This is a genomic window from Kitasatospora sp. NPDC001603 (assembly GCF_040298365.1).
Taxonomy (GTDB): domain Bacteria; phylum Actinomycetota; class Actinomycetes; order Streptomycetales; family Streptomycetaceae; genus Kitasatospora.
The window spans coordinates 65,931-80,513 of the sequence record NZ_JBEPAA010000009.1 but is presented as its reverse complement, the minus strand read 5'-3'; the positions used below and the strand labels follow the sequence as shown (position 1 = coordinate 80,513).

Sequence of the window (14,583 nt, the reverse complement as noted above, 5' to 3'; positions counted from 1 at the left end):
CGGTGAGTGCGGGGCTGTAGCTCAGTTGGTAGAGCGCTTGCATGGCATGCAAGAGGTCCGGGGTTCAATTCCCCGTAGCTCCACTCCGCACCTGCGGTCCGCGAGGGCCGTGCGTGTCGCGGGGCTGTAGCTCAGTTGGTAGAGCGCTTGCATGGCATGCAAGAGGTCCGGGGTTCAATTCCCCGTAGCTCCACAGACCGCGAGAAGGCCGTCACCCACCGGGTGGCGGCCTTCGGCGTTCCCCGGGCCCCGGCCGCCAGCGCGCCGGCCCCCCGGCCGTTCAGGAGTGGCAGCTGTTCAGCCAGCCGCCGGGCGGCAGCGCGGCGAGCTCCTCGATCCGCTCACGGTCCCCTGCGCCGTCCGGGAGGTAGACCACCACGTAGGTCTCGGGCACCCCGGGCAGCGTCAGGTACGAGGCGTTCAGCCGCAGCACCCCGACCTGCGGGTGCCGGAACACCCGCAGCGACGTCTCCGGCGGCGCCACCTCCTGCCGGGCCCAGAGGTCCCGGAACAGCTCGCTCTTCGCCGACAGCCCCTGCACGTGCTGCTCCCAGACCGGCTCGCCGACGTGCTTGCCGTACGCGGCCCGCAGCACCGCCACCATCCGCGGCAGCGCCTCCGCGCGGTTCAGGAACGGGTTGCAGCACGGCGGCATGAGCAGCGTGCACCAGATGCTGTTGAACCGCCCGCTGGGCGTGACGTTCCGGTTCGTCCCGAACAGCGACTCGTACGACCGGTTGTACATCAGCACGTCGAACCGGGTGTTCGAGACCGCGGCCGGCAGCGGCGCGAGGGCGTCCAGGATGGCCTGGGTGGAGGGGTCGAGGACGGGGGGCTCGGGCCGGCTGCTCGGGCTCGCGGACACCCCGGCGAGCCGGAACAGGTGCTCCCGCTCGGTGTCGTCCAGCCGCAGCGTCCGGGCCACCGCCGCCAGCACCTGCTCGCTGGCGTTGATCGGCCGCCCCTGCTCCAGCCAGGTGTACCAGGTGACGCCGACCCCGGAGAGCTGCGCCACCTCCTCCCGGCGCAGCCCCGGCGTGCGGCGGCGCAGCCCCGGCGGCAGGCCGACCTCCTCGGGGGTGACCCGGGCGCGGCAGGCCTTGAGGTAGCCGGCCAGCTCGGTGCGGCGGCGGTCCTGCCGGCGCGGTCCGACGGCGGTGGCGGTGCGGTCGTCCAGGACGGTCATACCCGCCATCGTGCCGCAGACCGGGCGGCCGAAACAGGTGCTGCCAGTACCAGGATCGGCAGGCTCTAACCACCAGTACCGGACGCGCCGCAGGCTGGGCCCATGACGGACCTTCAGATCCGGCCCGGTGCGGCCGGCGCCACCACCACCGGCGGCCCGGCCACCAGGCCCGGGCTGCTCCTCACCCTCCTGCTCTGCGGCCAGTTCATGGCCATCCTGGACGTCTCCATCGTCAACGTCGCGGTGCCGACCATCCGCACCGACCTGCACGCCTCGGGCGCGGCCCTCCAACTCGTGATCGCCGGCTACACCATCGCCTACGCGGTGCTGCTCATCACCGGGGCCCGGCTGGGCGCCCGCTACGGCTACAGCCGGCTGTTCCAGCTGGGCCTGGCCGCCTTCACCCTCGCCTCGCTGGCCTGCGGGCTGGCGCCGGCCACCGGCTGGCTGATCGCCTTCCGGCTGCTCCAGGGCGCCGGCTCGGCGCTGATGGTGCCGCAGGTCATGAGCCTGCTGCAGCGCACCTTCACCGGCGCCGCCCGGACCAGGGCGCTCGGCCTCTACTCGGCCGTGCTGGCCGGCGGTCTGGCGGTCGGCCAGGTGCTCGGCGGAGTCCTGGTCAGCGCCGACCTGTTCGGGACGGGCTGGCGCCCGGTCTTCCTGGTCAACGTGCCGATCGGGCTGGCCCTGCTGGCGGCCGGCGCCCGGCTGCTGCCGAGCCTGCCGGGCGACCGCGGGCGCGGGTTCGACCTCCCCGGCCTGGTGGTGCTCGGCGCGGCCCTCGGGCTGCTGGTGGTGCCGCTGGTGCTCGGCCACGAACTGGGCTGGCCCGTCTGGGGCTGGGCGATGCTCGCCGCCAGCGCCGTCCTGTTCGCCCTGTTCGCGGTGGTCGAGCGGCGGATCGCCCGGCGCGGCGGACAGCCGCTGATCAGCGGCCGGGTGCTGCGGACGGCCACGCTGCGACCGGCGGCGGGCGCGATCTTCATGATCATGGCCGCCTTCGCGGGCTTCCTGTTCGCCTTCGCGCTGCACCAGCAGTCCGGCCTCGGGCACAGCGCGCTGCGGGCCGGCCTCTGCTCGGCGCCGATGGCGCTCGGCTTCGGGTTCTCCAGCCTGCACTGGCACCGGCTGCCCGCCCGGCTGCACGGCGTCCTGCCGCTGCTCGGGGCCGGGCTGCTCGTCCCCGGCTACCTGCTGCTCGGGCTGCTGCTCGGCGGCGGCGCGGAGATCGGCCCGGTGGCGCTGCTGCTGATGACCGGGCTCGGCCTCGTGGCCGGCTGCACGTACTCGCCGCTGTTCGCCCGGGCGCTGGGCGGCGTCGCCCCGGCCGACGCGGCGGACGCCAGCGGGGTGATGGTGACGGTCGTACAGCTCGGCCAGGTGGTCGGGGTCGCGGTGCTGGGCTCGGTCTTCCTCGGCGGGGTCTCGCTGCCGGCGGCGGCCCGGGACTCCGGACACGCCCTGCTGGTGACCACCGCCGCGATCGCGGGCCTGGTCGGCGTCGGTGCGGCCTTCGCCGCCCGCGCCCGCCCGACGGCCGGGTAGTACCTCCGGTAACGGATTCGTGGAGCACCCCTTCGACCGTGTAAAGTAGTCGATGTCGCCGAGGGAAACCGAAGGAAACCTCCGGTGACGCAGCAGGTCAAGGGGCTGTAGCTCAGTTGGTAGAGCGCTTGCATGGCATGCAAGAGGTCCGGGGTTCAATTCCCCGTAGCTCCACAGCAGTCGAGGGCCGTCTCCCGTTCCGGGAGGCGGCCCTCGGTGTTTTCCGGGTGCGTTTGCGGGGAGTCCGGGGGTGCTTCCGGTGGCGTCCGGGGTGCGTTCTCGCGGCGCGGGATCCCTCCGGAGGGTTCGGGGGCGCTCGCGGTCCCGGCGGTCCGGGGTTTTCCGAACGGCTCGGCAGCCGGCCCCGCCGGACCGCTACCGTCGTCCCATGGCCGATCTGGAGCGCAGGCGCAACGAGGAGCTGGCCCGGATACTGCACCAGCTCGGCTGGAACCCGGAGCGCCTGGCCCGCGAGGTGAACCTCACCCTGCCGCCCGGCCTGGCGATCAGCTCCACCGCCCCGTACAAGTGGCGCGACCGGGGCATGGTCCCGCGCAGCCCGCACGACCAGACGGTCTGCGAGGTGCTCGGCCGCGCCCTCGGCATCGCCGTCACCTACGAGCAGCTCTGGGGCCGGATGGGCGGCAACCGGGGGGCCAAGATCCTCTCGCCGCGGCTGCTCACCGACCCCTGGACGGCCGACACCGCCCAGACCGCGTTGCGCGAGGCGGCCACCGACGCGGGCCCGGTCCGTCTCACCGACCTGTTCCGCGGCGCCGACCTCGACCAGGCCGCCGGCCGGCTGGCCACCGCGCCGCCCCCGGTCGGCGGCGGGGAGGGCGCGCTGCGGATCGACCCCGCGCTGGTCGGGGAGCTCCGGCTCTCCTACCGGAGCAAGCTGCGGCTGGAGCGGGCCTGCGGCGGCGGCCTGGTGCTCGGGCCGACCCGGGCCGAGCTGGCCATGGTCGCGAAGCTGCTGGAACTCGGCGGGTACGACGAGGAGTTGGGCCGCGTGCTGTACGGCACGGCCAGCCGGCTGGCCCGGCTGGCGGGCTGGGCCGCGTACGACCTCGGACACGAGGCGGCCGCCCAGCGGGCGTTCGTGGCCGCGCTGCGCGCCGCCCACCTCAGCGGGGACCTGCGGCTCGGGGTGGGCGTGGTGGGCTGCCTGGTGGTGCTGGCCACCCAGGGCGGGGGAGGGCGCGGGCTGGACGCGGTCACCGTGCTCGCCGGGGTGCTGGAGACGGCGGGTGACGCGCTCGGGCCGGTCGACCGGGCCCTGCAGCTCGGCCGGATGGCCCGGGCGTACGGGCGGCGCGGCGAGCCGGGGGAGCTGGCGGCGGTGGCCGGGCGGGCGTTCGCGGAGCTGGACGCCGCGGCGGGCGCGGGCGCGGGTGCTTCTGCCGGTGCCGGTGCGGGTGCTTCTGCCAGTGGGGGTGCCGGTGCCGGTGCGGGTGCTTCTGCCAGTGGGGGTGCCGGTGCCGGTGCGGGTGCGTCTGCCAGTGGGGGTGCCGGTGCCGGTGCGTCTGCTCGTGCTTGTGCGGGGCAAGGTGCGGCTTCCGGCGCGGGTGCCGGGCCGGACGTGGCGCAGGCCCGGGCGGACCTCGCGGGGATGGTGGGGGAGGGCCGCCTGTTCCTCGGCGACCACCGCGGCGCCCAGGCCCTGCTCACCGAGGCGGTGGCCGGGCTAGGCCCCGGCCGCGCGCGGGCCAGGGCCCTGCTGATGGTCCGGCTGGCGGACTCCCAGCGCCGCACCGGCTCCCTCCGGGAGGCCGCCGACACGGCCGAGCGGGCACGCGCCCTGGCCGCGGGCATGCAGTCCGAGCGGGTGGCCCGCGCGCTGCGCGACTTCGACGCGGCCTCGCGGTCGATATCTCCGGAGGAGGCCTGAGCCCCTTGCGGTACCCTGAGCCCATGCGAACCGTGCGCCTGCTCCTTAGCCGGCCGCGCTGACCAGGACCGGCCGCGCCCCAGGGCGGGTGCCGGAGTCGGCGTGGCACCCCCTCCTGCGAGGGGCTTTTTTGTTTTCCGCCGCCTTTTCGTGCCGCGCCCGGCCCTGTGCCCGGTTCGCCCACTGACATCGATGGAGCCTGAAGGACCATGAGCGAGACGACCCCTGCTTCCGGCGCGGCCGAGGCCGCGACCGAGCCGTTCCGGTACAGCGCCACCCTGGCGGCGGAGATCGAGTCCCGCTGGCAGGACATCTGGGAGAAGGAGGGCACGTTCAGCGCCCCCAACCCGGCCGGTGACCTGGCCGACCCGAGCGCCGGGGACGTCTCCGCGAAGCCGCACAGCTTCATCATGGACATGTTCCCGTACCCCTCGGGCGCGGGCCTGCACGTCGGCCACCCGCTGGGCTACATCGCCACCGACGTCTTCGCCCGCTACCAGCGGATGACCGGCCACAACGTGCTGCACACGCTGGGCTACGACGCGTTCGGCCTGCCCGCCGAGCAGTACGCGGTGCAGACCGGTACCCACCCGCGGGTCTCCACCGAGGCCAACATCGCCAACATGCGCCAGCAGCTGCGCCGGCTGGGCCTGGGCCACGACCCGCGCCGCTCGATCTCCACGATCGACCCGGAGTACTACCGCTGGACCCAGTGGATCTTCCTGCAGATCTTCAACTCCTGGTACGACGAGGAGGCCGGCCGGGCCCGCCCGATCGCCGAGCTGATCGCCGGCTTCGCGGACGGCTCGCGCGAGGTCCCCGGCGGCCGCGCGTGGTCGGAGCTGTCCGCCGCCGAGCGCGACGAACTGCTGGGCGACTACCGGCTGGCGTACTCCAAGGAGGTGCCGGTCAACTGGTGCCCCGGGCTGGGCACCGTGCTGGCCAACGAGGAGGTCACCGCGGACGGCCGCTCCGAGCGCGGCAACTTCCCGGTGTTCAAGTCGAACCTGCGCCAGTGGATGATGCGGATCACCGCCTACTCGGACCGGCTGATCTCCGACCTGGACCTGCTGGACTGGCCCGAGGCCATCAAGCTGCAGCAGCGCAACTGGATCGGCCGCTCGGAAGGCGCCCGGGTCGACTTCGCGGCCCCCGGCGACCGGAAGATCACCGTCTTCACCACCCGCCCCGACACCCTGTTCGGCGCCACCTACATGGTGCTGGCCCCCGAGCACGACCTGGTCGACTCGATCGTGCCGGCCGCCTGGCCCGCCGGCACCCGTGACGAGTGGACCGGCGGCGCCGCCACCCCCGCCGAGGCCGTCGCCGCCTACCGAGCGAGTGCCGCCGCCAAGTCCGACGTGGAACGCCAGGTCGAGGCCAAGGTCAAGACCGGTGTCTTCACCGGCGCCTACGCGGTCAACCCGGTCAGCGGCGAGCCCGTCCCGGTCTTCGTCGCCGACTACGTGCTGATGGGCTACGGCACCGGCGCGATCATGGCCGTCCCGGCCCACGACCACCGCGACTTCGCGTTCGCCCGCGCCTTCGAGCTGCCGATGCGCTGCGTCGTCAAGCCGACCGACGGCCGCGACGAGGACCCGCACACCTGGGACGACGCCTTCAGCACGTACGACTCCGTCATCGTCAACTCGGCCCACGCCGAGGGCACCGAGAACGGCATCTCGCTGGACGGTCTGAGCGTCGCCGACGGCAAGGCCGCCGTCACCGCCTGGCTGGCCGAGCGCGGCATCGGCGAGGGAACCGTCAACTACCGCCTGCGCGACTGGCTGTTCAGCCGCCAGCGGTACTGGGGCGAGCCCTTCCCGATCGTCTACGACGAGGACGGCGTGATGCACGCGCTGCCCGAGTCGATGCTGCCGGTCGAGGTCCCCGAGGTGGACGACTACTCGCCGCACACCTACGACCCGTTCGACTCGACCTCCTCCCCGAAGACGCCGCTGTCGCGCAACGAGGACTGGGTCAACGTCGAGCTGGACCTGGGCGACGGGCCGAAGAAGTACCGCCGCGAGACCAACACCATGCCCAACTGGGCCGGTTCCTGCTGGTACGAGCTGCGCTACATCGACCCGTCGAACGGCGCGCGGGTCGTCGACCCGGCCAACGAGCAGTACTGGCTGGGCCCGACCGCCGAGAAGCCCGGCGGCGGCGCCGACCTGTACGTCGGCGGTGCCGAGCACGCCGTGCTGCACCTGCTGTACGCGCGGTTCTGGCACAAGGTCCTGCACGACCTGGGCCACGTCTCCTCGGTCGAGCCGTTCCACAAGCTGTTCAACCAGGGCATGATCACCGCCGACGTCTACCGCGACGAGCGCGGCTTCCCGGTGCCCGCCACCGAGGTCGAGGAGCGCGACGGCGGCTACTTCTGGCAGGGCGAGCCGGTCAAGCGCGAGGCCGGCAAGATGGGCAAGTCCCTGAAGAACGCCGTCGCCCCGGACGAGATCGCCGACGAGTACGGCGCCGACACGCTGCGCCTGTACGAGATGTCGATGGGCCCGCTGGACGTCTCCCGCCCGTGGGACACCCGCGCGGTGGTCGGCTCGTACCGCTTCCTGCAGCGACTGTGGCGCAACATCGTCTCCGAGGCCACCGGCGAGCTGGTCGTCACCGACGAGGAGCCGGACGAGGCGACGCTGCGCGCGCTGCACAAGGCCATCGACGGCATCCGCGCCGACATGGCCGCGCTGCGCTTCAACACGGCCGTGGCCAAGGCGATCGAGCTGAACAACTTCCTGGTGAAGCGCGGCTCCACGCCGCGACCGGTCGCCGAGCGGCTGGTCCTGCTGGTCGCCCCGCTGGCCCCGCACATCGCGGAGGAGCTGTGGCGCCGACTGGGCCACGGCGACTCGCTGGCCCACACCGACTACCCCGTCGCCGACCCGGCGTACGTGGTGGACGAGGCGGTCACCTGCGTCGTGCAGATCAAGGGCAAGGTCAAGGCCCGGCTGGAGGTCGCGCCGTCGATCTCCGACGCCGAGCTGGAGGCCCTGGCGCTGGCCGATCCGGCCGTCGTCGCGGCGATCGGGGACGCGCCGGTGCGCAAGGTGATCGCGCGGGCGCCGAAGCTGGTGAACATCGTCACCGGCTGACTGCCGGTGGTCGCCGTGGGTCGTCGACGGCCGGGGCGGGTGTCCTTCGGGGCGCCCGCCCTTCGGCGTTCCCGGGGCGGTGGTCCGCCGGTGTGTGAGGGCAGCTGGGGGCGGGATGCGTCGCCCCGAGGCCGGGCCCGCCTCGGGGAGATCCCCCATCTGTCCCTGATCTCCGGAGCCCGGGCCCGTTCGACCTGCCCCCGGCACGGGTCGGGCGGCTACCGTGGAACCCACGGTGGGCCGGCCCGCGTTGGGCCCGGTGGGGGCCGGTTCGGCGGACGGAAGGTGGCTCGTGATGGACGCGCTCGGCGTGATGGTCGGCCTGGCCCTGCTCTTCGGCCTCGCGATGCTGGTGCTGGTGGTGGTCGGGACCGTCAAGGCGGCGAGGGCGGTCGCCACGAAGGTGGAGCGGCACGAGGCCAACGCGCGGCGTGCGGTCGAGAACGTGACCCTCAAGGCGAAGACCTACGCCAAGCCCGGCCCGCAGGGCCAGATCTCCGCCGTCCGGCTGGGGCTGCGGACCTCCCTGGACGGCACGCGCCAGGTCCTGGATAGCGGTCTGGTGCAGGACGGCCAGCTCGGTGAGGCACTCGCCCTGCTGCGGCGGCTGGACACCCACGCGGCGGAGCTGGACGCTGAGCTGCGGATCCTGGAGCGCGAGCCGGACCCGGGCCGGATCGCGGCCAAGCTGCCCGAGCTGCGGGAGCGCGCCGAGCGGATCACCCACTCCGCCGAGACCATGCGCTGGGCGGCCCAGGACCGGATGCACCGCTTCGCCGACGACGAGCTCCGGCGGCTCAGCCAGGAGTGCGAGAGCGAGGCGGGGGCGCTGCGGCACTGGGACCACTCGGGGGCGGGGGCGGATTCCGGTTCGGGGTCGGGTACGGGGGCGGGCTTCGGCTCGGGCGTCGGTTCCGGTGGGTCGGCTGGTGCTGGTGCTGGCGGGGCGGCGGCTGGTCGGGCCGGGCTGACGGACGGGAAGGGGCGCCCGGGCGCCGAGGAACTGCTGGGGCTGAACGACCCGCTGTCGCGGCTGGCGGACCGGCTGCGGAAGCCGTCGGCCGGGCCGACGGCGGGCTGACCGGACGTCCCGCTCCTCCGGCCCGCCGCATCCCGGAAGACTCGATCCTCCCGGAGGGCTCGGGTGGGGTCGCCGTGCCCGGCGCACCGACCGGCTGTCCCTGGCGCCCCGCCCGGCGCCGGGGCCGGACGGCGGGTGGGCGGGCCGGGGCAGGCCCGGTTCGGGCGCTGTCCTCCTGGCCGGACGCGGAGTAACCTCCGCCTCATGCCCGCCGACCTCGCACTTGTCACCGATTCCACGGCTTATCTGCCCCAGCAGGCCGTCGACCGTCACGAGATCGCGGTGGTGCCGCTGAGCGTCGCGGTCGGTGACACCGTCCTCGCCGAGGGCGTGGAGATCTCGCCGAAGGACGTCGCCGAGGCGCTGCGCGGCAAGCAGCGGGTGACGACCTCCCGGCCGAGCCCCGAGGCCTTCGCCGCCGCCTACCGGGCCGCCGCCGAGGCCGGCGCGAAGGGCATCGTCTCGGTGCACATCTCCGCCGAGCTGTCCGGCACCGCGGAGGCGGCCCGGCTGGCGGCGGCCGAGGCGCCCGTCCCGGTGCGTGTGGTGGACAGCCGGCTGGTCGGCATGGCCCTCGGATACGGCGTACTGGCAGCGGCCGAGGCGATCGAGGCGGGGCGGGAACTGGACGAGGTGGTCGCCGCTGTGGCCGCGCGGACGGCGGTGACCAGCGGATTCTTCTACGTGGACACCCTGGAGCACCTGCGTCGGGGCGGCCGGATCGGGGCGGCCCGGGCGCTGCTCGGGTCGGCGCTGGCGGTGAAGCCGCTGCTGCACCTGGACGGCGGGCGGATCGAGCCGCTGGAGAAGGTCCGGACGGCGTCGCGGGCGATCGCGCGGCTGGAGGAGATCGCGGTCGAGCAGGCGGGGGAGCGGGAGGTCGACATCGCCGTCCACCACCTGGCGGCGGAGGAGCGGGCCGAGCCGCTCGCGGAGCGGCTGCGGGGGCGGATCCCCGGGCTGCGCGACCTGTACGTGGGCGAGGTGGGCGCGGTGATCGGTGCGCATGTCGGACCGGGGCTGCTGGCGGTGGTGGTCTCGCCGCGCTGAGGCCCGTGAAGCCGCGGTGCGTGAAGCCGGGGTGCGTGAAGCTGGGGTGGTGAACCCTGAGGGGCGTGGAGCCGCGGTGCGTGAAGACGCCTCCGGACGAGGGCTGAGACGGGCCTCGTGAGGACCTCTGCCGGGCGGGAAGTCAACTCCGACACTGCTGATCACTCGTGCGAGCGACATGAGTTGTCCACAACCCCGGGGTTTTCCACAGGGTTTCGCCGATTCTCCCGCCGACGGCGGACGGCTCCTAGCGTGCTCCGCATGACGAGCATGAACATCGGCGCGGTGAAGCGCCAGCGGGTCGGGGAGACGGCGCGGCGTCGGCTGGCAGCGCTGCTGCCGGCGGCCGGGGGAGGCGCCGAAGGGGCCGCCGAGGAACCGGCCGCGGGGGTGGCCGGGGGAGGCGCCGGCGCGACGGAGCCGTCGGCCACCGGGCCGCCCGGGGGATCGCCCCTCGGGGGCGGGTCGGGCGGCGGGTCGGGTGACGTGCCGAGTGCGGCGGTCGATGGACCCGCTGGTGGCGCGGGGTTTGACGGTGTGCCGCCCTACGGCGTGCCGTCCGACGATGGCGGGTCCGCCGACCCGGGTCGCGCGCCGTTTCGCTTCGGTCCTGCGGTGGTGCTCGACCGGCGGGCCGTGTCGGGGCTGGTCGTCCTGCTGCTGCTCGCCGTGGGCTACGGTGTCCAGCACTTCTGGCTGGCGCGGCCCCAGCCGGTCGCGGTGCCGACGGTGGCGTTGCCGACGCCGGCGGTCGCGCCGGCCGAGCCGGGGGCATCGCCCCCGAGCACACCGGAGTCCTCCGCCGGCCCCGTCCCAGCAGCTCCGGGAGACGCCGCGGCGCGCACTGTCGTCGTGGTCGACATCGGGGGGCGGGTGCACGCACCCGGTGTCCACACGCTGCCCGGCGGCTCCCGGGTGGCGGACGCGTTGCGCGTGGCCGGCGGACCGCTGCCCGAGACGGAGACCAAGGGCCTCAACCTGGCCCGGGTGCTGACGGACGGTGAGCAGATCCTCGTCGGCGAACCGGACGGCGCGGCGCAGGCCGTGGGCGGGCCGGCCACGGGCGCCGTGCCGAAACCGCCGGTCAGTCTGAACCACGCCACCCTCGAACAGCTCGACACGCTCCCGGGCGTCGGTCCGACGCTGGCGCAGCGCATCATCGCCTTCCGCGCGTCGCACGGATCGTTCCGCTCACTCGACCAGCTCCGGCAGGTCAGCGGCATCGGCGAACGCACCTATGCGGAGCTCAGACCGATGCTCACGCTCTGACCCGCCCGTACGCGCCCGTACCCGCCCGGTGACGCTTCCGGTCGGTGCTCCTGCTTCCGGCTCGGCCGACGCACGGAGCCGTTCGACCCGTCAGCCCATCGACCTCTGCCCGTCGACCCGGCTGCCCATCGACCCGTCGGTCACTCCCCGGAAGGAGGTGCCGTCATCGCCGCCACTGCCACCACAGACGCCGTCGTGCCGCACCGGCCTCCCGGCGATCTTCGCCTGCTCCTCCCCGCCGTCGCGGCCTGGGTGGTCACGGCGGGTGTTCTCGGGCTGGGCCCCGGGCACGGCCTCCTGCTGTCCTCGGCCGCCGGCACGGCCGTCCTGTTCGCCGTGCTCCTGCTCGCCCGCCCGGGAGTGCGGCGGCGTCGCGGCGCCGCCATGACGCTGGCCGCCGTGCTGCTCACCGGTGCGGCGGCCGCCGCCGCGACCCTGCTGCACACCGCCGACCTCCACCGGGGGCCGCTGCCCGGGCTGGCCCGGGCCGGAGCCGCCGCGCCGGAGGTGGGCGTCGAACTGACCATCACCGCCGACCCGAGAGGCCACACCTCCCGCACCAGGGGAACGGCTGCCGGGCAGGCCGTCCTCACCGTGGACGCGGTGGTGGAGCGGGTCACCGTCCCGGCGGGCTTCGAGCCGGCGGCTCCGGCCCCGGGCGACGGCGCGGGCGGCCCGCCGGTCGGCACCGAGACGGTGACCAGGACGCGGACGCCGGTGACGGTGATGGCGCGAGGGCCGGAGATCAGCGCGTGGCAACGGCTGCTCCCGTCGGCCCGTGTCGCCGTGGAAGCGGACGTCCGCCCGGCGGGGGAGGGCTACGGCGACGAGTCGGCCGCGCTGTTGATCGCCCACGGGCCGCCACGGGAGCTCGCGCCGCCCAACCTGCCGCAACGGGTCGCCGGCCGGTTGCGGGCGGGACTGCGGACGGCAAGTGACGATCTGCCGCCGGACGCACGGGGGTTGCTCCCGGCCCTGGTGGTCGGTGACACCTCACGCCTGCCCGGGGACCTCCTGGACGCCTTCCGGGCCACCGACATGGCGCATCTGGTCGCGGTCAGCGGGGCCAACCTCGCGATCGTGCTGGGTGTCCTGCTCGGTGCCCCCAGTCGTGCCGGTACAGCCGAACGACGTGGCCTGGCCGCCGCGTTCGGCATCCCGCTGCGCACCACCGCGCTGCTCGGCACAGTCGTCACGCTGGCGTTCGTGACCGTCTGCCGACCGGAACCCAGCGTGTTGCGGGCCGCCGGTACGGGGCTGATCGGACTGCTCGCGCTCGCCACCGGCCGACCCCGGCAGGCGGTGCCCGCCCTGGCCGGTACGGCGTTGCTCCTGGTGCTCCTCGACCCTTACCTCGCCCGGTCGTTCGGCTTCCTGCTCTCCGTGCTCGCCACCACCGGTCTGCTGGTGGTCGGCCCGCACTGGGCGCAGCGCCTGCGGGCGCGGGGCTGGCCGCACCACCTGGCGGGCGCCGTCGCCGCGACGGCAGCGGCCCAGGCGCTCTGTGCGCCCGTGACGGTCGTGCTGTCCGGACACATCAGCCTGGTCGCGGTGCCGTGCAACCTGCTGGCCGAGCTGGCGGTGGCTCCGGCGACCCTTCTCGGCTTCGCGGTGCTCGTCCTGGAGCCGCTCTCGCCGGCCCTGGCCCGGCTGCTCGCGGAGCCGGCCGGGCTCCCGGTGGGCTGGCTCGCGGCGGTGGCCCGGCACGGGGCGGAGCTGCCGGGCGCTCAGATCTCCTGGCCCGGCGGGCTGCTCGGCACGGTGACGCTGGCCCTGGCGACGGTGGCGGTGTGCTGGACGGTTCCTCTCCTGGCGCCCGGACGCGCCGCAGCGGTCGGTCTGCGCGTCAGGGGCGGCTGGGCCCGGCCGCTGGTGGCGGGCCTGCTCCTCCTGGTCCTGCTGGCCGTGCTGGTGCGGCCGCCCCTGCTCACCCGGCTCGCGACCGGCTGGCCGCCACCGGGCTGGCGGCTGGTCATGTGCGACGTCGGTCAGGGGGACATGGTGGTGCTGCCGGTCACCGCCGGCGGCGGGGCTCCGGGGAGCGCGGTGGTGGTGGACGCCGGGCCGGATCCGCGTGCGGCGGACCGCTGTCTGCGCGACCTCGGGATCACCCGGGTGCCGTTGCTGGTGGTGACGCACTTCCACGCGGACCACGTGGAGGGTGTGCCCGGGGTGTTGCGGGGGCGTTCGGTGGGCGCGATCGAGGGGACGGTCCTGGGTGAGCCGCCGGGTGAGGCCGCCCGGGTGTCGGGGTGGGCGGCTGCGGCCGGAGTGCCACTGGTGCGCGCGCGGACAGGCGAGCGCCGGTCGGCCGGACCGGGGCTGTCATGGGAGGTGGTGTGGCCCGATGCCGTGCTTCCGGCGGAGGCTGCCGGGGCCAACAACGCGAGTGTCGTGCTGCTGGTGACGGTGGCGGACGGTGTGCGGCTGGCCCTGTTGGGCGATCTCGAACCGCCCGCGCAGGCCGCGCTGTCGGCGCGGTGGGGCCGTGGTGTCCGGGTCGATGTGCTGAAGGTGGCCCACCACGGGTCGGCGCACCAGGACTGGGAGCTCGCGGCCGCGTTGAGGCCCAGGCTGGCGTTGATCTCGTGTGGCGAGGGGAATCCGTACGGGCATCCGTCGGTGCGGACGGTGGAGCGGCTACGTGCCCTCGGTGCCACGGTGTTGCGCACGGATACCGCTGGGGACATCGCGGTGACGGGCGACACTCCGGCTCGTCTGGGGGCGTCCGTGCACCCGCACGGCGGGCAGACCCGCCACGCCGCGGCCGCGTCGCGCGGGTCCGTGCACCCGCACGGCGGGCAGACCCGCCACGCCGCGGCCGCGTCGCGCGGTCGGCACACGGCCGGCGGGCCGCGCGGCCCGCCAGCGTGAGCCCTCTCGCTCAACCCGCCCTCTCCACAGGGAGGAGGTGGAGAGGGCGGGGAGGGGGAGCGGGGGTGGGGGGTGGGGGCGGGCCCCGGAAGACATGGCGGGGCCGACGGATCAGCCCTCCTCGCGCCACCCCTCGTGCTCGGCGGCGACGGCGTCCAGAGCGCGGAGCAGCTCCGCGGTCCAGCCGTCCTCGGGGGGTTCCACGACCACCAGCCACTGGGCGTCCTCGGCGTCGTCCTCGCCGGCGAGGGCGTCCCGGACGATTTCGAGTTCGCCGAGGTCGGGGTGGTTGGCGCTGAGTTCCTCCGTGGCGTCCTCGGCGGCGTCGCGGTCGGGCAGGACGAGGAGCTGCCGGGCGCTCGGGTCGAAGTCGTCCGGCTGGTCGGTGGTGAGGTGTTCGGTCACCGGCCCATTCTCCCGGGAGCGCCTCCCGCGTCGGAGCACACCCCCCACCGGTCGGGCCCACCCCGGCCACCCCGGCGGCTCCGCCCCTCCGGCCGTCGGACCCCGGCCCGCCCGCCCCCGCCCACCCCCGCCCGCCCGTCGTTCCTCCGGGTGGGAGTGTCCCCACCCCATGGGA

The 14,583-nt window shown here is 74.8% G+C and carries 9 protein-coding genes and 3 tRNA genes; 10 read left to right on the top strand and 2 right to left on the bottom strand.

Annotated features, from left to right (window positions below; all coding sequences use genetic code 11):
* Positions 1-10 precede the first annotated feature (10 nt).
* Together ABT263_RS08920 and ABT263_RS08915 are read left to right on the top strand one after the other, a co-directional pair.
* Positions 11-83: transfer RNA gene (locus tag ABT263_RS08920), tRNA-Ala, on the top strand.
* A gap of 37 nt (positions 84-120) precedes the next feature.
* Positions 121-193: transfer RNA gene (locus ABT263_RS08915), tRNA-Ala, on the top strand.
* An 87-nt stretch (positions 194-280) separates the two neighbouring features.
* On the opposite strand, the gene ABT263_RS08910 is transcribed toward ABT263_RS08915, so the two are convergent.
* Positions 281-1,186 (bottom strand): helix-turn-helix transcriptional regulator, encoded by a 906-nt coding sequence (locus tag ABT263_RS08910; RefSeq protein WP_352289140.1) that lies wholly within the window; start codon positions 1,184-1,186, stop codon positions 281-283.
* Between the two features lie 102 nt (positions 1,187-1,288).
* Here ABT263_RS08910 and ABT263_RS08905 point away from each other — a divergent pair, with 102 nt between their 5' ends.
* The 8 genes from ABT263_RS08905 (at position 1,289) to ABT263_RS08870 (ending at position 14,003) form a co-directional block, all read left to right on the top strand.
* Complete coding sequence (locus tag ABT263_RS08905) at positions 1,289-2,731, top strand: MFS transporter (protein ID WP_352289137.1); 1,443 nt, start codon at positions 1,289-1,291, stop codon at positions 2,729-2,731.
* A 101-nt stretch (positions 2,732-2,832) separates the two neighbouring features.
* Positions 2,833-2,905, top strand: a tRNA-Ala gene (locus ABT263_RS08900).
* Between the two features lie 214 nt (positions 2,906-3,119).
* Complete coding sequence (locus ABT263_RS08895; protein ID WP_352289134.1) at positions 3,120-4,622, top strand: NsdA family TPR-like regulatory protein; 1,503 nt, start codon at positions 3,120-3,122, stop codon at positions 4,620-4,622.
* 209 nt (positions 4,623-4,831) lie between these two features.
* Positions 4,832-7,729 carry a leucine--tRNA ligase gene (gene leuS, locus ABT263_RS08890; RefSeq protein WP_352289131.1) on the top strand — a complete coding sequence of 966 codons (2,898 nt, stop codon included), beginning with the start codon at positions 4,832-4,834 and terminating at the stop codon, positions 7,727-7,729.
* A gap of 295 nt (positions 7,730-8,024) precedes the next feature.
* On the top strand, positions 8,025-8,810 hold the full coding sequence (locus tag ABT263_RS08885; protein WP_352289128.1) for a hypothetical protein: 786 nt from the start codon (positions 8,025-8,027) through the stop codon (positions 8,808-8,810).
* Between the two features lie 204 nt (positions 8,811-9,014).
* Positions 9,015-9,860, top strand: a complete 846-nt coding sequence (locus tag ABT263_RS08880) for a DegV family protein (protein ID WP_352289125.1) — start codon at positions 9,015-9,017, stop codon at positions 9,858-9,860.
* Between the two features lie 270 nt (positions 9,861-10,130).
* Positions 10,131-11,129, top strand: coding sequence for a helix-hairpin-helix domain-containing protein (locus ABT263_RS08875; RefSeq protein WP_352289122.1), 999 nt, complete (start codon positions 10,131-10,133; stop codon positions 11,127-11,129).
* Positions 11,130-11,324: 195 nt separating this feature from the next.
* The gene (locus tag ABT263_RS08870) at positions 11,325-14,003 is read left to right on the top strand and encodes a ComEC/Rec2 family competence protein (protein WP_352289119.1); all 2,679 of its coding nucleotides are present in this window, start codon (positions 11,325-11,327) and stop codon (positions 14,001-14,003) included.
* 111 nt (positions 14,004-14,114) lie between these two features.
* Here ABT263_RS08870 and ABT263_RS08865 read toward each other — a convergent pair whose 3' ends face one another.
* Positions 14,115-14,408: a hypothetical protein gene (locus ABT263_RS08865; protein ID WP_329487602.1), complete on the bottom strand. Its 294-nt coding sequence runs from the start codon at positions 14,406-14,408 to the stop codon at positions 14,115-14,117.
* Between the last annotated feature and the right edge of the window lie 175 nt (positions 14,409-14,583).